The 19152-nt window shown below is 41.1% G+C and carries 20 protein-coding genes; 7 read left to right on the forward strand and 13 right to left on the reverse strand.

The features are described 5' to 3' along the window. Position 1 precedes the first annotated feature (1 nt). From ACULLH_RS07060 to ACULLH_RS07080, 5 genes are read left to right on the forward strand one after another with little or no spacing between them, the layout of a single operon-like run. Complete coding sequence (locus ACULLH_RS07060) at positions 2-1363, forward strand: exonuclease domain-containing protein (protein ID WP_454088040.1); 1362 nt, start codon at positions 2-4, stop codon at positions 1361-1363. After that, positions 1360-2199, forward strand: a complete 840-nt coding sequence (locus tag ACULLH_RS07065) for an ion transporter (RefSeq protein ID WP_454088041.1) — start codon at positions 1360-1362, stop codon at positions 2197-2199. Before ACULLH_RS07060 ends, ACULLH_RS07065 begins: the two co-directional genes overlap by 4 nt. Next, positions 2196-3116, forward strand: a complete 921-nt coding sequence (gene miaA / locus ACULLH_RS07070) for a tRNA (adenosine(37)-N6)-dimethylallyltransferase MiaA (protein ID WP_454088042.1) — start codon at positions 2196-2198, stop codon at positions 3114-3116. The genes ACULLH_RS07065 and miaA overlap by 4 nt, the downstream gene beginning before the upstream one ends. After that, complete coding sequence (locus ACULLH_RS07075) at positions 3109-3603, forward strand: gluconokinase (RefSeq protein WP_454088043.1); 495 nt, start codon at positions 3109-3111, stop codon at positions 3601-3603. Before miaA ends, ACULLH_RS07075 begins: the two co-directional genes overlap by 8 nt. After that, positions 3600-4937, forward strand: a complete 1338-nt coding sequence (locus tag ACULLH_RS07080) for a GntP family permease (RefSeq protein ID WP_454088044.1) — start codon at positions 3600-3602, stop codon at positions 4935-4937. The genes ACULLH_RS07075 and ACULLH_RS07080 overlap by 4 nt, the downstream gene beginning before the upstream one ends. 48 nt (positions 4938-4985) lie before the next feature. Here the strand turns inward: ACULLH_RS07080 and ACULLH_RS07085 are convergent, their stop codons facing one another. The 13 genes from ACULLH_RS07085 to ACULLH_RS07145 all read right to left on the reverse strand — a co-directional run bounded on the left by ACULLH_RS07085 (position 4986) and on the right by ACULLH_RS07145 (position 17373). Then, entirely contained in the window at positions 4986-5699 is a 714-nt protein-coding gene (locus tag ACULLH_RS07085; RefSeq protein WP_420602036.1) for a response regulator transcription factor, read from the reverse strand. 12 nt (positions 5700-5711) lie between these two features. Next, the gene (locus tag ACULLH_RS07090) at positions 5712-7292 is read right to left on the reverse strand and encodes a sensor histidine kinase (protein ID WP_454088045.1); all 1581 of its coding nucleotides are present in this window, start codon (positions 7290-7292) and stop codon (positions 5712-5714) included. A 77-nt stretch (positions 7293-7369) separates the two neighbouring features. Next, positions 7370-7957, reverse strand: coding sequence for a dephospho-CoA kinase (gene coaE / locus ACULLH_RS07095; RefSeq protein WP_454088046.1), 588 nt, complete (start codon positions 7955-7957; stop codon positions 7370-7372). Then, positions 7954-8910 carry a CdaR family protein gene (locus ACULLH_RS07100; protein WP_454088047.1) on the reverse strand — a complete coding sequence of 319 codons (957 nt, stop codon included), beginning with the start codon at positions 8908-8910 and terminating at the stop codon, positions 7954-7956. Before ACULLH_RS07100 ends, coaE begins: the two co-directional genes overlap by 4 nt. 1 nt (position 8911) lies before the next feature. Beyond that, positions 8912-9919 carry a glycosyltransferase gene (locus ACULLH_RS07105; RefSeq protein WP_454088048.1) on the reverse strand — a complete coding sequence of 336 codons (1008 nt, stop codon included), beginning with the start codon at positions 9917-9919 and terminating at the stop codon, positions 8912-8914. A 56-nt stretch (positions 9920-9975) separates the two neighbouring features. Further along, complete coding sequence (locus ACULLH_RS07110) at positions 9976-10788, reverse strand: enoyl-ACP reductase FabI (protein WP_454088049.1); 813 nt, start codon at positions 10786-10788, stop codon at positions 9976-9978. 89 nt (positions 10789-10877) lie between these two features. Then, positions 10878-12530 (reverse strand): DNA repair protein RecN, encoded by a 1653-nt coding sequence (gene recN / locus ACULLH_RS07115; RefSeq protein WP_454088050.1) that lies wholly within the window; start codon positions 12528-12530, stop codon positions 10878-10880. Between the two features lie 46 nt (positions 12531-12576). Then, positions 12577-13467 carry a type IX secretion system protein PorD gene (gene porD, locus ACULLH_RS07120; protein ID WP_454088051.1) on the reverse strand — a complete coding sequence of 297 codons (891 nt, stop codon included), beginning with the start codon at positions 13465-13467 and terminating at the stop codon, positions 12577-12579. Beyond that, positions 13460-14668, reverse strand: a complete 1209-nt coding sequence (gene coaBC / locus ACULLH_RS07125) for a bifunctional phosphopantothenoylcysteine decarboxylase/phosphopantothenate--cysteine ligase CoaBC (protein WP_454088052.1) — start codon at positions 14666-14668, stop codon at positions 13460-13462. Before coaBC ends, porD begins: the two co-directional genes overlap by 8 nt. A 3-nt stretch (positions 14669-14671) precedes the next feature. Next, on the reverse strand, positions 14672-14998 hold the full coding sequence (locus ACULLH_RS07130) for a DNA-directed RNA polymerase subunit omega (RefSeq protein WP_136465602.1): 327 nt from the start codon (positions 14996-14998) through the stop codon (positions 14672-14674). Between the two features lie 18 nt (positions 14999-15016). Beyond that, positions 15017-15832: an outer membrane protein assembly factor BamD gene (locus tag ACULLH_RS07135; RefSeq protein WP_454088053.1), complete on the reverse strand. Its 816-nt coding sequence runs from the start codon at positions 15830-15832 to the stop codon at positions 15017-15019. 117 nt (positions 15833-15949) lie between these two features. After that, the gene (gene dapA, locus ACULLH_RS07140) at positions 15950-16840 is read right to left on the reverse strand and encodes a 4-hydroxy-tetrahydrodipicolinate synthase (RefSeq protein WP_454088054.1); all 891 of its coding nucleotides are present in this window, start codon (positions 16838-16840) and stop codon (positions 15950-15952) included. Then, positions 16840-17373, reverse strand: a complete 534-nt coding sequence (locus tag ACULLH_RS07145) for a DUF6913 domain-containing protein (protein WP_454088055.1) — start codon at positions 17371-17373, stop codon at positions 16840-16842. The genes dapA and ACULLH_RS07145 overlap by 1 nt, the downstream gene beginning before the upstream one ends. 62 nt (positions 17374-17435) lie before the next feature. Here ACULLH_RS07145 and ACULLH_RS07150 point away from each other — a divergent pair, with 62 nt between their 5' ends. Both ACULLH_RS07150 and ACULLH_RS07155 read left to right on the forward strand, forming a co-directional pair. Continuing rightward, positions 17436-18203, forward strand: a complete 768-nt coding sequence (locus tag ACULLH_RS07150; protein WP_454088056.1) for a 5'-nucleotidase C-terminal domain-containing protein — start codon at positions 17436-17438, stop codon at positions 18201-18203. Then, entirely contained in the window at positions 18204-19115 is a 912-nt protein-coding gene (locus ACULLH_RS07155) for a bifunctional metallophosphatase/5'-nucleotidase (protein ID WP_454088057.1), read from the forward strand. Positions 19116-19152 lie beyond the last annotated feature (37 nt).

The raw sequence follows: 19152 nt of genomic DNA on the forward strand, positions 1-19152 counted from the left end.
GATGTACGCCATACTCGATATTGAAAGCACCGGAGGAAAATACAATGAGGAGGGTATCATGGAAATCGCAATCCACAAATTTGATGGACATAAGGTCGTGGACAAATTCATGAGTTTGGTGAATCCTGAGCGTGAAATCCAACCTTTTGTAGCAAAGCTCACGGGAATCAACAATAAAATGCTCCGTTCCGCCCCAAAGTTCCATGAGGTGGCAAAACGGATTGTTGAAATTACAGAAGGCGCCATCATTGTGGCCCATAACGCCCAGTTTGACTATCGAATCCTTAGAACAGAGTACCGACGGTTAGGTTATGATTTCCAAAGGAAAACACTTTGTACGGTCGATTTGGCCAAAAAGTTGCTACCAGAAGCGGAATCGCACAGCTTAGGGAAGCTGGTTAGATCTTTAGGTATTCCCATGAGTGACCGTCACCGTGCCAATGGTGATGCGATTGCAACTTTGAAGCTCTTTAAACTGCTCTTGGATAAGGACACAGAAAAAACCATCATCAGGGAAGTAACACGCGAAGAATCCCTGGGAGAACTGTCCCCTACCCAATTGGATATTGTTTCTGAATTGCCTTCGGAAACCGGTGTGTATTACATGCACGACAAGGAAGGTGAGATTATTTTCTTGGGCAAAACAAAAGATGCGAAAAGAAGGGTCAACCAACATTTTACCAACATTGGCCAATTGGCGCGAAAACTGCAAAAGGAGACTAAAAAAGTCACTTTTGAGCGCACGGGAAGTGAATTGATCGCTATCCTAAAAGAATATGAAGAGCTAAAGAAGACAAGGCCCAAACACAATAGTATTGCGAAAAAGAACCTCTTTTCGCATGTCATCAACTTTTCAAAGAATGGAAGCCCTTTTATTGAGCCCGAAATCGTAAAAAGCAGGTTTCAGAAGCACCCTAAAATGGGTTTCAACGGAGTTCCCTCGGCCAAAAGTTTCCTAAAGAAAATCAGCGAAGAGTTCAAACTCAGCCCTATTTCATTAGGGCTTGAACAGGTATTGGAACTCTCGCAAAATGGTTCTGTCCAAGACTATACAACAAGTGAAAATGCTCCGGAATACAACCAAAAAATTGTAAGCGCCCTGGACAAATACAGCCTTAAAAACAGGACTATCGTGTTGTTGGACAGAGGTCGTGAGTTAGGAGAGCACAGTTTAATATTAATCAAGAACGGTGTTTTGAAAGGTTTTGGTTATGTTGAGTTGAATCACCAAATAAATAATATTCATATATTAGAATCGATTATTACTCCAATGTCGGATGATGAAAACACCACTTTTATTATTGAATCTTATTTGAGAAAAAATAATAAACTCAAGGTTTTGGAGTTAACGCTTTCCCTTTGAAAAGACAAGAAGTACATTCTGGTTGGAAACATAGGCTGCATGAAGTTATTTATGAAGCAGATACCCCTTTAGGAAGGCTCTTCGATATTGTTCTTATTTTCCTTATCGTTTTAAGTGTTGTCCTTGTGATGCTGGAGAGCATTAAAGAGATAGACCTGCATTACCACAAAGTTTTACTTACGTTGGAATGGGTTATCACTATTTTCTTTACCCTAGAATATATTGCCAGGCTAATTAGCATTAAAAAACCTTGGAAATATGTCTTCAGTTTTTACGGGATTATCGATTTCGTTTCCACCATCCCTCTTTATCTGTCCTATATTTTGGCTGGATCCCAAGTATTATTGGCGGTAAGGGCTTTTCGATTGCTTAGAATTTTCCGGATTTTAAAATTAGTCAAGTTTATGGGTGAAGCCTCTGTTCTGAAGGCAGCATTAAAAGCAAGTAGGGCCAAAATTGCGGTTTTTATTTACGTGGTGCTTATTCTTTCTGTGATCATGGGAACGGTCATGTATCTCATTGAAAGCGATGAGGCCGGCTTTACCAGTATTCCTAGGAGTATCTACTGGACTATAGTTACTTTGACCACCGTAGGATATGGAGATATTGCTCCCCAGACCAATTTGGGGCAGTTCCTAGCCACGATTATCATGGTATTGGGTTACGGAATTATAGCGGTTCCAACGGGCATTGTCACGGTTGAATTTTCCAAACACAGAAATGGTGACAAGGCTAAAAGCGTGGTACACACCAACACCCAAGCATGTCCTAGTTGTACAGCGGAAGGGCATCGAGATGAAGCCTCCCACTGCTATAATTGTGGAGAATTGTTATGAGTTCAAAAACCTTGATTGCGGTTGTTGGGCCCACTGCCATCGGAAAGACCAGGTTGGGCATTGTAATCGCCCGGCATTTTCAAACTGAAATCCTATCCGCAGATTCCCGTCAATTTTTTAAGGAAATGAAAATCGGTACAGCAGTACCTTCAGAAGAGGAATTAAGCGCTGTCCCCCATCATTTTATCCAACATAAAAGTATTTCGGAATTCTACTCTGTGGGAGATTTTGAAAAAGAAGCCATTGTAACCCTAGAAAAGCTCTTCCAAGAAAAGGACCATGCCGTAATGGTCAGTGGAAGCGGTCTTTATGTGGATGCGGTTGTGAAAGGACTTGACAATTTTCCAGAGGTAGACCCCAAGCTTCGCGAACATTTGAATCTGGAGTACAATGAGAAAGGGATAACCTATTTGCAGGAGCAATTGAAGGTGAAAGATCCAAAATATTATGCCATGGTTGATCTAGAGAATCCGCATAGATTGATTCGGGCTTTGGAGGTCTGCATTAGTGCAGACAAACCCTTTTCGTCCTTCCTAAATCAAAAGCAAACAAAAAGAAAGTTTGATTCACTTTATGTGGGAATAGAGGCAGATAGGGAGATAATTTATGAGCGCATCAATCAGCGCGTTGACCTCATGATATCGGGTGGTTTGATCGAGGAAGCAAAGAAATTACTACCGCACCGAAACTTAAATGCATTACAAACTGTTGGTTATCGTGAACTTTTTGAATATTTTGACGGTAATTTCACCCTAGATTTTGCAATTTCCGAAATCAAAAAAAATACCAGACGATTTGCAAAAAGACAACTTACTTGGCTACGTAAAAATGAATCCATTTTATGGGTCAAGTACAATGAAGAACCTTCAGAAATCGTAACCAAAATAAAACAGCGACTCTCACATACCAATGGATAATTTCAACACAGTTTTGGTGGTCATGGGTGTTTCCGGTACCGGAAAATCAACCATAGGTAATTTGCTTTCAGAGGCATTGGACATTCCTTTTTATGATGGGGATGACTTTCATCCAGAAGCCAATGTCAAAAAAATGAGTGCAGGGCAGCCCTTGAACGACCATGATAGACAAGGGTGGTTAGAAAGACTGAACCTGTTGGCTAAAGAACATAGGTCACAAGGGGCAATCATTGCCTGTTCCGCACTCAAAGAAAGTTATCGGAAGTTGCTGCAAAATGATATGGGTGACACTTTGCGATTTGTTTATTTAGAAGGCTCATTTGAACTTATCAAATCGCGATTGGAAAATAGAAAAGGGCATTTTATGCCGTTGGAACTACTGAAATCCCAGTTTGATACGCTTGAGCCGCCATCCAAGGCGATAGCGGTTTCTGTTTCCCATACTCCCGAGAATATCGTCCAATTAATCCTAAATCAAATCCAATGATAGAGACCAACTTGATCATCGCCGTAGTCGGTGGTATTGCCGTATTGTTATTTCTGATTTTAAAACTACGTATCCATGCCTTCTTGGCGTTGCTCATAGGAAGTATCACGGTTGGTTTGATTGCGGGTTTGGATGCCAAGGAAATTATCGGAACCATTCAGGAAGGAATGGGAAGTACCTTGGGGTTTGTTGCCACCGTTGTTGGATTAGGTGCGATGTTCGGTGCCATCTTGGAATCCTCGGGAGGTGCCAAGACCATTGCAGACTTTATGGTCACCAAGTTTGGTTTGAAAAAGGCTCCTTCCGCTATGGTCATTTCAGGATTTTTGATTGCTATTCCCGTGTTTTTTGACGTAGCATTTATCATTTTGGTTCCCATGATCTATGCTTTGCAGCGGAAAACAGGAAAATCCTTGTTGTTATATGCAATTCCGCTGTTGGCCGGTTTGGCCATCACCCATGCCTTCATCCCTCCTACCCCAGGGCCTATTGCGGTGGCCGATATTGTGGGTGCAGACCTGGGATGGGTTATTTTAGTTGGTTTCTTAGCTGGAATTCCAACTGCATTGATAGCTGGCCTACTTTTCGGAAGATTAATCGCAAAAAAGATATTTGTAGCAGCTCCAGAAGAGATTGAACATTCAATTCCATCCGCATTGCCTCCCATTGGTCAAACCCTCTCGATAATTGCTTTCCCGATTGTACTGATTTTATTGAATACTATTGCTTCAACAGGAGCTTTGGGCATCACCTCTCCCGTGGTATTAAAAACAATTGCCCTTGTTGGCCATCCTTTTTCCGCGCTTATCATTGCAAATATCTTAGCTTGGTATTTCTTCGGACTCAAAAGAGGGTTTACCAAGGCCCAACTGTTTGAAATCTCCACCAAATCGTTAGCTCCAGCTGGCACTATCATCTTACTGACAGGTGCAGGAGGTGTTTTTAAACAGGTTTTGACAAATACTGGAGCTGGTGAACTTTTGGCCACTTCACTCAGCAACGCAGGATTTCCGGTGCTCGCCTTTGCATTCATAAGTGCTGCCATTGTTCGGATTGTACAAGGCTCATCAACCGTGGCGATGATTACCGCTGCCGGACTGGTGTCTCCCTTACTCATAAATGCCGCCTTAAGTCCAATCGAATTGGCCTGTATGGTCATTGCCATTGCTTCCGGTGCCAGTATCTTTTCGCATGTAAATGACAGTGGTTTTTGGCTTGTGGGTCAATACCTGGGCATTACGGAAAAACAGACCTTTAAGTCGTGGACCATGATGACCACAATTTTGGCTTTTACGGGAATGTTGACCGTCTCCATACTCTACTTTTTTGTATAAAAAAACCACCCAAAAAGGTGGTTCAAAATTATCGTAAGGGAAAAGTTATTATTGGTTCTCCGCTTTGATCACCAATCTAAATCCTTCCCCGTGAATATTCAAGATTTCAACAACGTCGTCACGCTTCAAATATTTTCGAAGTTTGGCGATGTAAACATCCATACTTCTGGATGTAAAGTAATTGTCATCTCTCCATATTTTGGTCAATGCCAATTCACGAGGCATTAAGTCATTTTCGTGGAGTGCAAGAAGTCGAAGCAACTCGTTTTCCTTGGGTGAAAGTTTAATAGGCTCTTCCTCCATATATTTTAAGAAACGAAGCTTTGAATTCAAATGGAAATTACCAATCTGAAATTCAAATTGTTTGCTGTCCGCCAAAGTGCTGGAAGCTTTTCTCTGAAGTATGGCTTTAAGCTTCATCAACAATACTTCCGAGTCAAAAGGCTTGTTCAAATAATCATCCGCTCCAGCCTTATATCCTTTTAAGACATCTTCTTTCATGGTTTTGGCGGTAAGGAAAATAATAGGGACATTTTCATTTTTTTCCCGAATCTCCCTAGCCAAGGTGAACCCATCTTTATATGGCATCATAACGTCCAAAATACAAACGTCATAATTGTCTTTTTTGAATTTTTCAAAGCCTTCCATACCGTTTTTGGCCAAAACGACATCAAAGTCGTTCATGGACAAATAATCCTTCAGCACAATCCCAAAATTGGGGTCATCCTCAACCAACAATATTTTCTTCTTTTCTGTTTCCATAATTTTGTTTTTCTATATTAAAGGAAGCTTTATAAAAAAAGTACTTCCTTTTCCTTTTTCACTTTCGGCGTATACTTCGCCTTGATGATCTTCAATAATTCGTTTTACATAAGCCAATCCCAATCCATGGCCTTTTACGTTGTGGATATCACCGGTGTGCTCTCGATAAAACTTTTCGAATACCTTCTTAAGCACCGCCTTGCTCATCCCAGCTCCCTGATCCTGAATCCTGATTATGATGTTGTTCTTTACCATTTCGGTGAAAACATCAATTTTGGGAGGCTCAGGAGAATACTTGATCGCATTGTCGAGCATGTTAACCACCACGTTCGTAAAATGCATATCGTTGGCCAAAACCTCTGATCTTTCCGCATCCAGATGCGAATTGATATACCCGCCTCTATTCTTGACTATCAGCTCCACATGGGTTATGGCATCCTGGACAATATCATGGGCATCTACCCTATCCTTGCTGATATCCAACTGATTTTTCTCTAGTTTGGATATTCGTAATACGTTTTCTACCTGTGCATGCATACGTTTGTTTTCTTCACGAATCATACCTAAATAGCGCAGCACTTTATCCTTATCTTCAATAGACTTTGGGTTCCGTATTGCTTCCACCGCCAAATTGATTGTTGCGATAGGAGTCTTGAACTCGTGGGTCATGTTGTTGATAAAATCCGTTTTTATTTCGGATATCTGCTTTTGTCTTATCAATTGATATATTGCACTTGAGTAAGCTACCAAGATTACCAGTGTAAAAACCAATGATAACATGGCCATGCCCATTATAGATCCGAATATGAATTTCTTCTCCTTCGGAAAAGTCAGCAACAACGAAAAGTTTGAGATGCCTTCACTATCCTTGAAAATTGGGGCCTTATACATTTTGGATTCGGAAAACTTGAATCTTTTTGATTTGATTTTTGTGGGATAGCCTTGGCTATACACCCCATATTCAAAATCGATATCAATGTTTCTGTTCCGAAGTTCCTGGTCCAACAATAATTCCAATTCCTTTTTTGAAATCCTTGTATGGATCGGTTGACTCTTGGCATATTCTGCAAAGACGTCCTCCAAAGCGGCTTTATCAATGCTTGAAAGTCCTCCAATTTTCTCGGCTCTCTGGATAGGGGTCAAACTATAGCTCTTCCCGTCCAAACCATATTCTTCCTTAAAAACAGCTCTGGTACGTTTACTGGTGTAATTTGTAATCGTGGTACTGTCTTCTCCACTTGAATTATCAAAGAACGTTGATGTTATGTTATAATCTTCTTCTAATATCCCATGGGAATAGAAGAGAATTTCATCCGAATTCACATCTCTGTCAACGAAAAAAAAGTTCCTGAACTGCGATGTTTTGGGCTCACCAATACTATCTGCCAGCGAAGCCACCCGGTCAAGGTAAAAATTGATCTCGCTCTTCTCCACCCTGCTCGCTACCTTGTCCAATATATCCGTAACCGTTCTCGAGAATTGCTCCTCTTTGTCGTCGACCGAAGTTCTTATCCAATAAACCTGAACAAAGATGATTCCTGTTAGGGACAAGCTCATGAGAATGACGAGAAGAACGAATAGCTTCTTGTTCATCGGGGTAAAATTAGAAATTTAACATTTAGACCTTCCACCGTTTAACCTAACCTTAACAAAAATGTTAAAATTTTGAACTAGCGGGTCAGTCGATTAAGTTTTCGGTGTAGTTTTTCCACCTCTCTTTTAGTCGTTTTTAGATTGATGTTCTTAATACAAAAATCCGTCAACTTCATTTTTCCATCATCATCCATCTGATTTTTCATACGGTCAAGAATCTCTTTTTCCGAGGCACCGTCCCTATCCATCACACGCTCCATTCGAAGCTCAATAGGAGCAGTGACCAGCAGCACATAATCATAGTTCTCCTGCACCCTGTTTTCAAAAATCAAAGCCGTTTCCTGAACGACATAATTGGAGGTTTGGTTTTCGGTCCAATCCAAAAAATGGTTTCTAACCTCGGGATGTACAATGGCATTCAGCTCTTGTAAAAGTGTTGGATCGTTGAACACCTTATCCGCAATATAACCTCTGTTCAACGCTCCTTCTACGTAGGCATTTTTTCCAAGAAGTGCTTTGACTGCCTTCTTTATTTTGGCCGATGTGTTCATCAATTGCTTGGCCTCTACATCTGAATCGTAAACTGGTACTCCAAGCTCGCGAAACATGTTCGCCACGGTACTCTTACCGCTTCCAATGCCTCCTGTAAGTCCAACAACAATCATTTTTGCTCCAAAACAAAGTTAACCTTATTTTCAAGCAGTCGGACTCCATAAGACTTTTGGGGTTTTTGGGTTACTTGTAGAAAAAGGACGTTGTCATTGGGATTGGTCAGTTGGCCATAATCCGCTACAACCTCAAAATTATTCGCATCCATACCTTTCAACTGCTCTATTGTGGCCTTACAAAGTACAGAAATTGTTGCAGGAAACGTTTTTACGTTATATCCTTCTGGAAAGTTTTTGACTATCACCGGAACCTCAAATACCCTCTCGGAAAACTTGACAACCTTTCCTGAAACATTGACTCTGCTACGAGAGAAAATACTATTTGTCATGTTTTTGGGAAATACCAAAGGGATATCTTGCGAAAAATCGGAGGAGATGTTATTAAGTTGAATTTTTGAAGTGAATACGTGTTGTAAAGTGTCAATCTCCGCAGGCGGTCCCTTAACGACCACAGTTTGCGGGTCAACAACCAGCATGCCCTCCAATATATAGTTTTGTTGAAATTGAATGTCCATTTCCGCCTTTATGGGAACTTCCTTGGAAGCCACTTTATACATGTCAACAAAAAGTTCATCACGATAAATGTCAATAAGGGAGATATTCTGCGAGAGCTGGCCCTCAATTTGCTTTTTGAGCAAGTCCTCGGTCAACTTATACCTTTGGTTCGCGTAAACGGCCTGGGAAAGGTCTATGTTGATTCTTTTGTTGAATACATTAAAATAGAAATGCCTGAATCCACTTGTCTTAATCTTGGCCTCCATGGAGTTCGCAGAATTGTTGCCCAACAACAGCGTGTCCGGTAAATTTCTATAGTTCAGGTTGAAATTCGCCCTAGATTCATAAGATTCTGACAAGTTGCTCAAAAACCAGGCTAAGAAAGAGCACAACAAAAAAAGCGAAAACACTTTCACCTTTCTGTTATTAGCTCCTGTCAGAAGTTTTTTGATCACCTTACTTTCTTTTGAAAAACAGCTTGGGGAACAGTTTTTCAGGCTCCTTGTTACTAAAATTAAGCAACATTGTCGATTTTAGAAAACCTACCCCATACCCTGTAAACTGAATAATGACCGCAAAAATTGCAAGAAAAGCTACTTTAATGTCTTTTGTATTGATGAGAGCGTCGACAAATAGTATCAAAAAGTAAGCTGAAAACAATAGCATGGGCGCCATTATTCCCACAGCCAGCAATATAAACGACAAGCATAATCCAACAATGAATACGGTCGGGAACCAATAGGTAATTTTGGCCGTGCCGGGATGCCATTTGTTCAATATGGGTCGTACCATACCAAATTTATTGACCTGGGTAAAGAACTTGTTCCAGTCTATCCGTCTTTTATGGTAGACATATGCTTTCGGAAACAATCTAGAATCGTACCCCGCTTTCCATATACGGAACGTCAAATCAGGATCCTCCCCAGGATGTATTCTGCCAAAACCTCCAGCTTTCTCAAAGGCCTCTTTGGAAATCCCCATATTGAAACTGCGAGGTTGGAATTTGCCCACAGACTTGCTTCCTCCCCTTATACCTCCTGTAGTAAAAAGGGAGGTCATCGCATAGTTGATGGCCTTTTGCACTGTTGTAAAAGATTCATCCGCTGCATCAGGTCCTCCAAAACAATGCACAAAATCGCTTTCCAACTCAGCGTTTACCTCAGAGAGGTATTGTTTGGGTAAAATGCAGTCAGAATCCAAAATAATGAAATAGTTTCCCAAAGCCTTTTTCATCCCATAGTTTCGGGAATCTCCTGGTCCAGAATTCGATTTGAAATAATAAGAAATCTGCAAATCTTGCTGAAATCGTTTCACAATCTCCTCCGAACTCTCACTAGAGCCATCCTCGACGATCACCACCTCAAAATCTTGCTCAAAAGTTTGCAAACAAAGACTTTCCAGCAATTCCCGAATTTCTTCAGGCCTGTTGTAAACCGGTACGATTATGGATAATTTCAACTGCATTTAGAAACACAAAAGCCACCCTATAACAGGATGGCTTTTACGATTATATTTTTTGATTATTCACTGAATTCGTCAATAACTTCCTGACTAACGCCAGTGTTTGAGAATCCGCCATCATGAAATAGGTTCTGCATGGTTACCTTTCTGGTCAAATCAGAGAACAGGCTGATGGTATAATCGGCACAATCCGCTGCGGAAGCATTACCCAAAGGTGACATCTTCTCCGCATAATTTATGAATCCGCCAAATCCTTTTACACCCTGTCCAGCCGTAGTTGGGGTCGGTGATTGCGAAATGGTATTCACCCTTACCTTCTTTTCTTTCCCGAAGAAATATCCAAAACTACGTGCCACGGACTCCAAATAAGCTTTGTTATCGGCCATGTCATTATAATCCGGGAAGGTACGCTGCGCAGCCATATAGGTCAACGCTACTATGCTTCCCCACTCGTTCATTGCATCTTCCTTAAAAAGCGTTTGCATTACTTTATGGAATGAAAGCGCCGAAACATCCCAACCCTTGGTTGTGAAATCATACTTTTCGTCAGTGTAGGCACGTCCTTTCCTTACATTGACGGACATTCCAATGGAATGCAAAACAAAATCCAGTTTACCCCCCAAGATTTCCATGGATTTGGTCACCAAATTTTGCAAATCTTCTTCGTTGGTAGCATCGGCAGGAATAATCTCTGAGCCTGTTTTTTTAGCCAGCTCATTTATCTGTCCCATTCGCATTGCAATGGGGGCGTTGGTAAGCACGAAAGTGCCTCCTTCTTCATGAACCCGTTCCGCTGTTTTCCATGCAATGGAATTTTCATCCAATGCTCCAAAAATGATTCCCTTTTTACCTTTTAAAAGATCGTATGCCATAGTGTGTGTATCGTTGGTTTTGCGGACAAAGATATTTATTCTAATCGAGTTTTACGTTTTTGATTTTCACGGAAGGAAAAGAAACAAAACTACTGCAACAATTGCTTCGCATGGGCCAACGCCGACTCTGACAAAGTCTTGCCCCCGAGCATTTCGGCCAGCTCGCTTATCCGCTCATCCGGGCTTAATTTTTTCATGCGTGTCGTGGTTCCCTGAGCGCTTTCTTCTTTGTACACCTTAAATTGTTGTTTCCCTTTTGAGGCCACTTGCGGTAAATGCGTAATAGAAAAAACCTGCATGGTATTGCCCATTTGTTGCATGATATCTCCCATTCGGTTGGAAATCTCCCCGGAAACACCTGTATCAATTTCGTCAAACATCATCGTAGGTAACTGCTCGTACTCTGCCAAAATTGACTTTATGGTCAGCATAATACGGGAAAGTTCCCCACCAGAGGCAACTTTTTTCAACTCACCATAATCAGAACCTTTATTGGCAGAGAATAAAAAAGTCAAATCATCACCCCCATTGGACTTAAAAGCGTCTGAAGGACTTACCGAGATATTGAATGTTGCCGAAGGCATGCCCAATCCATGCAGACTTTCTTGCAGAATGTTCTTCAATTTGGGAATAACGCCATTACGGGCATTCCTGATCTTCATTGTCCAGTTTTCAACCGCTTCCTTTAATTTGGCAACTTCCGCTTCTTTTTCCTTTATTTTGGATTCGATATTGGTCACCGCATCCACCTTCTGGGAAAGCTGGTCCCTGATTTCGATAAGTTCCTGAATGGATGCAACCTGATGCTTTTTCTGAAGATCATACAACTGTTGCAATTTTCCGTTGACGACATTCAATCGTTCTGGATCGGCCTCTATTCCATCCTTTAAATGTTCCAATTCGGTTGAGACATCATCCATCTCGATGAACACGGATTGTAGTCGCTGATTCAGTGTTTCATATTCCGGACCAAAGCCGGATAAATTCTGAAAAACCTGTTTCAAATCTGAAAACCGACCCAGCACTCCCATCTGCTCGTCGTTCAACAATTGATGCCCTTGGGAAAGTAATTCCAAAATGCTTTCCACATTGCTAAGTTGCCCATATTCGGTTTCGAGCTCTTCCTGCATCCCCTCTTTTAAGGGCACAGCCTCAAGTTCTTGCAACAGAAAACTATTATAGTCGTGCTCCTTTGTGGAATTGGATTGAAAATCCACCAATTCCTGTAATTGGCGCGAAGCTGTTTTGAACCCTTTTAATTGTTCGGCGTATTTCTCAAGGTTTTCCTCATTCCCTGCCAGCGCGTCAACCACCTTCAGTTGAAAATCGTTTTCCGTCAGTTGTAAGGTTTGATGCTGTGAATGCACATCTATCAATTGATTACCAAGTTGTTTCAATACATCCAAAACAACAGGTGAATCGTTCACAAAAGCTCTGGACTTACCACTTGGTAATATTTCCCTTCGGAGAATAGTGGCATCTTCATAATCCAAATCATTTTCCTCAAAAAAATTCGTCAATCTATATTTGGAAATCTCAAATTCTGCCTCAATAACGCACTTCTGTTCCTTGTTCTTCAATGAAGAAAGGTCAGCGCGCTTACCCAATACCAAGGAGAGTCCTCCCAACAAAATAGACTTACCAGCACCCGTTTCCCCTGTGATAGTGGTAAAGCCATCCGAAAACGAAACGTTCACGTCGTCAATCAAGGCATAATTCCGAATTGAAAGATTTGTAAGCAATATTGAAGATTTTCCCCGTAAATATAAATCTCTTTGGAGAAATGGACTAGTATTTTATGTCGTTCCATGTACTGGAATAGAACGGCGCCACATTGTTGAGCGTTTCTTTAAGCTGAACAACATCAACTTTAGGGCCGTCTGAGAAGATATTTCTGATTTCCTCTGACTTTGCATCGAAGAAGGTCTGTATTAAAAAGGCGTTGGGCCTTCTTTTAATGAGTGTCTCGAACAAACGCAAGCTTCCTGCTATAATTTGCTTGCCCGTACTATTGTTATCCCCTAAAATATCCAGTCCCTTTCTATGGTAGTTGTACATGGCGATACGATATTCCCTAAAGGAATTGTTCAAGAGGTTATCCACCAGCTCAAAACGGCTACGTTGCCCTGTTTCCTGACTCCAACCGGTAGAATTTGATCCTTGCGCCTGGGTTACAATATTCTGCGCTTGTCGATACATGTCGTCACCCCCTTCCAAAGAAAAAGTGTCTGCATCCAAACCAAGAATCACATAGACATAGTATGAAATCACAGCAACCAGATTGGAGCTAAATGCGTTCTCATTGTAAGCCAAAGGCTCGAATTCTTGATACTGAAAATTGAAAACGTCATCTTTATAATTGAAGATGGGGCTCTCATAGGATGTGTTATATACAGGTCTTGAGGATTGAATTTGGATGTTTGCTTCGAAACGATCCGATTCATATTGTGTGACCGTAATGAACATTCGGGCATTTACCCTTTCATTTTCACGATAGGTGCGGTTGGTCCATTTGTTCCTATTCACAAAATCATTAAGTGATCGCTCAAGGGTTCTGAAAATCTGCTGGTTGGTCTGGCTAACCTGGTCGGAATTTACGGTGATGGTGCAATTCAATTCCTGAGCAAGAGCTGCTTGCCAAAATGAGAGAAAAAAAGCGAAAATTAATAGGTTACGCATGGATTCTGGCGATGATTTCATTCCAAATATCCGAAGCTACTTCGGGCTTCGTCTTCAAACCAAACGTTTTTATATCCAAATTCTTATCAATAAAGGTGATTTTATTGGTACTTCCACCAAAGCCGGCACCATCGTCTTTTAAAGAGTTAAGAATAATGGCATCCAGATTTTTGCGCTTAAGTTTTCCTTTGGCATTTTCCAGTTCGTTTTCGGTTTCCAAGGCAAACCCGACCAAAAACTGATTTTTCTTTTTCTCCCCTAATGAGAACAGGATATCTGGATTACGCTCCAACTCAATTTTTAAATCTCCTTCTTTCTTTTTGATTTTCTCCTTAGCTACCTGTTTTGGGCGATAATCGGCTACGGCAGCAGCAGCAATTGCAACGTCAACATCATCGTAATGCTTGTGGCACGCATCGAACATTTCCTGGGCCGAGGTTATACGAACTAAATCAATGCGGCCATCATCACTTACGCTCAAGTTGGTTGGACCGGAAACCAAGATTACCTCAGCTCCCAAGCTTGAGGCTTGTTTCGCCAACTCAAAGCCCATGGTTCCTGAAGACCGGTTACCCAAAAATCGAACAGGGTCAATGGCCTCATGTGTTGGACCTGCTGTAATCAATACTTTTTTTCCGCTTAAGGGAAGGTCTTTGGTCAAATCCTTTATAAGAAATTGCATTATGGCTTCAGGTTCTGCCATTCGACCCTCGCCATGCAATCCACTTGCCAATTCACCGGATTCAGCCGGAATCATGATGTTTCCGAAAGATTCCAATTTATCAAAGGACGTTTTGGTCGAAGGATGCTTGTACATATCCAAATCCATTGCCGGGGCAAAATAAACAGGACATTTTGCAGACAAATATGTTGCCATCAAAAGGTTGTCACAGGTACCATGTGCCATTTTTGAAAGTGTATTGGCCGTGGCCGGTGCAATTATCATCATATCGGCCCACAGCCCTAACTCAACATGGTTGTTCCAAGATAAACTACCGTCTTCTTGGTTGACAAAATCCATCAAAACCGGATTCTTCGAGAGCGTGGATAGTGTAAGTGGGGAAACAAAAGAGCTGGCACTTTGGGTCATTACTACCTTGACCTGAGCACCAGCTTTTATCAAAAGCCTAACGAGAAATGTTGTCTTATATGCGGCAATTCCTCCGGTAATGCCCAAAAGGATGTTTTTACCGCTAAGCATTTCTTAGGCGTCTTTCTCTGTGTTTCTGTAATAGATTTTATCTTCCAACCATTCTAATACGGCCAAGGCATGAGGTTTTGGAAGCTTTTCGTAAAACTTGGAAACTTCAATCTGCTCCTTGTTCTCAAAAACCTCTTCCAAGCTGTCGCTATAAGTAGCGAACTCCTCCAACTTCTCCAACAATTCCTTTTTGATCTCAGAATTGATTTGGATAGCACGTTTTGAAGCTATTGAGATAGCCTCATAAATGTTATTGGTTTTTTCATCGAACTCATTTCTGTTATGGGTAACAGTAGAAACGGGTGCTTTGGTATTTTTCAAATCTTGCATGGATGCGTGTTTAAACTATTATTTGGAATTGGCATATTCGCCTAATTCCTTTTGGATTTTTTCAGATAAATTATCTGCTTTCTTTTTGAATTTTGTGTCTGGGTAGTAGCGCAGCAGCGTGTTGTAAGCCGCTTGGGCTTCTTCAAGACGTTCTTTTTTTCTTTCCTCCACACTGTTCATCGCCAAATTTGTGGTGGCCTCAATCTTATAATACAATGCTTCCTCTCTATAGATGGAACCCGGGTTATCAGAAATAAAATTATCCAAGGCCGTAATTGCGGAAACCAAAATCGGGTAGTTGAACACGCCCAATTTATTGAACTGCTTCGCAATTTCCAGCTGCTTTTTTTCCTTTTTGGCTGTAAGCTCTTTGGCCATTGCATTGGCTTCATCAAAAAACTCTGATTCAGGGTAAGTATTGATAAAGGATTGCAACTTTACTAAAGCCTTATCCGTATCGGTCTGGTCCAACGAGTATGCCGGTGAAAGCTTATAGTAACTTTTAGCTCCTAAAAATGTGGCTTCTTGAATCTTTCCACTCCTAGGATATGATTTGATAAAACGCTCAAATTGATATCCTGCTAAATAATAATCCTTTGTTTTGAAATAGGTATCCGCAAAAAAGAACATCACCCGCTCACCTTGTGGCTTGCCCACATAGCGAGGTGCAATTTGCTCATAAAGCCTTTTAGCTCTTTTGAAATCTCCCGAATCGTAATATTTTTGGGCTAAATCATACTTGGCCTTAACATCCTCGTTTTTAAGTACTTTTTGGTACTCGTTGCAGGACGAAAAGACAAATGCTACTAAAAGTAATAGGAATACGGACCTCATTCTCAAAAATATTTTGCAAAATTAGTGATAATCACCGGATATAAAAAATGGAATAATCACCGAAAATAAGGGCAAGATCCTGCTTCCGCTAAGGTTTTAGCGAACATTTAACATGCTTTACGCGTAAACCTTGTTGAACGACTTAAGAAAATCCACGATTTTGGTCTTTAACTGAGGGGTCGCTTCGACCAATGGCAATCTCACCACTGCACTTCCCAATCCCAGGGATTCGAATATGCTTTTGATACCGGCAGGATTTCCTTCTTCAAAAATCAACTGCATAAGCGGTTGCAAAGCATGATGCAATTGATAAGCTTCATCAGAGCCATTGTTAATCCCTAACTGGATCATTTTGGAGAAAGAATTGGGCAATCCTTGTCCCAAGACGGAAATAACCCCGGACCCTCCGGCCAAAACTGTTGGCAGGGCGGTAAAATCATCTCCGGAAATCACCATGAAATCCTCTGGTTTGTCCTTCAGGATCTTATCGATTTGAATCATATCCCCACAAGCTTCTTTAATCGCCACAATATTGTCGAAATCCCTGGCTAAACGAAGGGTAGTCTCGGGCAGCATATTGCTTCCAGTTCTCGCAGGAACATTGTACATGACAATAGGTTTTGGTGAGGCAATTGCCAAGGCTTTGAAATGTTGGTAAATCCCTTCTTGAGTGGGCCTATTGTAATATGGGGAAACTGAAAGAACAGCATCAAAATCAGACAAATCTGTCTGTGTAAGTTCTTCAACAACAGCTGCAGTGTTGTTTCCTCCTACTCCAACAACTAATGGCAATCTTCCTGCATTGGTGCGCACAATGACATCGATAACCAGCTGTTTATCTGCTTTGGAAAGCGTTGCTGATTCAGCTGTGGTTCCCAGCGCTACCAAATAATCGATCCCGCCTTGTACACAGTGTTCAACAATGCGCTCAAGAGCCTGCACGTCTACCGAAAAATCTTTGTTGAATGGCGTGACCAACGCAACGCCTGTTCCTACCAATTGTTCCATCACAATTCTTTTAAAACCTTTAAATACTTTTTTAGTTCGCTCTTAAACATCTTAAAATCTGCTAGGTTCGTATTTAGGATCAAATCGTTAATTTTTGGGTCCAAGGACCCAAAACCCACTTTTATTCTTGCCGAGGTTTTCACCGACAGCAACTTCATCATCAGATTGTCCTCTTCATAATAGTTTATCAGCATATCATATTCCCTTCCCAAAAACTCAAGTACGTATCCGTTTTCTATTACACCCTTCCATCCAAGGTCCTTATCCGAATATATTTGGATGGCATAGGGCGAGTTCTTGTCATATTCCCGCTTGTAGCCGATAATTTTAATTGCATTGGGTCTTAATGAAAAATCGTCGATAAGCTCGTAAAACAACTCCGCGTTCTGGAAGTTATCAACATCCACAATACACCCAATACTGGTAATCCCTTGGTCCCTAGCGACCGTTTTAGGAGGCTTTTCCATTTCCTCCCTTAAATATTTAAGACCTGATTTAACCTTAAATTTATCCTGGAACCCTTTTAAAAACATATTTTTTATGCATTTTTACAAAGGTAATTATTCCATCAAGATTACTTTACAAAGATAAGTACGTGTATATTTTAAAATTAAAACAATTTGTTGCATTCGTAACTTTTTGTTTGTTCATCTCCTGTCAGCAAGAGAAAGGACAGCTTTCAAAAATTCAAGGAAAACAATTAAAAATTGATACTTCTTTAGTTGGGGTCGATTCTATTACAAGCTATATAGCTCCTTTTAAGAATCGTATCAATGAGGTTTTGGACAGCACGCTGGCCTACGCACCTGAGACCATTCAATTGGATGATGCCGAACACAATACCTCCATGGGGAATTTAATGGCAGATATTATTCTCGAAGAAACTGGCCCACTTTTTAAAAAACAAACAGGGAAGGACCTGGACTTTGTTGTATTGAACCGAGGCGGTATCCGAACTATTATTTCCAAAGGAAATGTCAGTGCTAGAAATGCCTATGAAATCATGCCCTTTGAAAACTATATTGCAGTGGTGGAGTTAAGCGGAACTGCGGTAAGGGAACTCATTTCATATTTAATCAATGCCACCAGGGCGCATCCTATCGCTGGCATACAGATTATCTTGAACAAAAAAGGGGAACTGGAATCCGTAGATATTCAAGGAAGTCCTTTTGATGAAAGCCGCAATTATTACATCGCCACCTCTGACTATCTTGTGCAAGGTGGTCCCAGTATCGGGTTCTTTGACGAAATGGTGGATGTGACGGATACCGGTTATTTGGTGCGTAATGCAATCATTGACCATTTTAAGAAGATTGATACCGTAACAGCTTCGGTTGACAACAGATTCATTCAACTCAAATAAATGAAACGCAGGGATTTTCTACGAAATACAGCAGCCACTTCAACTTTTATCGGTCTAGGTGGATTGAGCCTTAATTCCTGTAAGGGATTTGGTACAAGACAGATTACCATATTGCATACCAACGATGTCCACAGTCACATAGATCCATTTCCGAGTTCCCATTCGAGATATGCCAACCTCGGTGGAGTTGCCCGTAGGGCCAGTCTGGTACAACAGATACGGAATGAAAACCCAAATACCTTGTTGTTTGATGCAGGAGATATTTTTCAGGGCACCCCGTATTTTAATTTTTATGGAGGTGAATTGGAATTTAAGTTGATGAGCAAGCTCAAGTATGATGCCGCCACCATTGGCAACCATGACTTTGACAATGGAATCGATGGATTGTTGGCGCAAGTGCCGAATGCAACCTTCGAATTGTTGTCGGCCAATTATGATTTTTCCAATACCGTAATGAATGGTTTTGTAAAGCCTTATAAAACCTATCTTATGGATGGAATCAAAATTGGGGTTTACGGTATAGGAATCAAATTGGATGGTTTGGTGACGAAACGTCTTTACAAGGAAACGGAATACCTAAATCCCTACGAAATTGCCTTGGATACCGAACGAATACTAAAAGAAGAGGAACGTTGTGACCTAATCGTCTGCCTCTCCCATTTGGGATACGACTATGAAAATCCCAATAGACCTTCCGACACGCAACTGGCCCAGCGCACCTATCATACAGACCTGATTATTGGGGGACATACCCATACTTTTTTGGATAAACCCGATGTTCATTCCAACCTAAATGGAAATTCCGTATTGGTCAATCAAGTTGGGGCCTATGGCATTAACTTAGGAAGGATTGATTTCTATTTTGACCCAGACAAAAATGCCGCGGCCAATGGGGTGAGCATAGCGGTTTAGATAATAATCACCTCATTGTTGCCATCATAGGTATAGC

The sequence above is a fragment of the Flagellimonas sp. 2504JD4-2 genome (assembly GCF_053642935.1).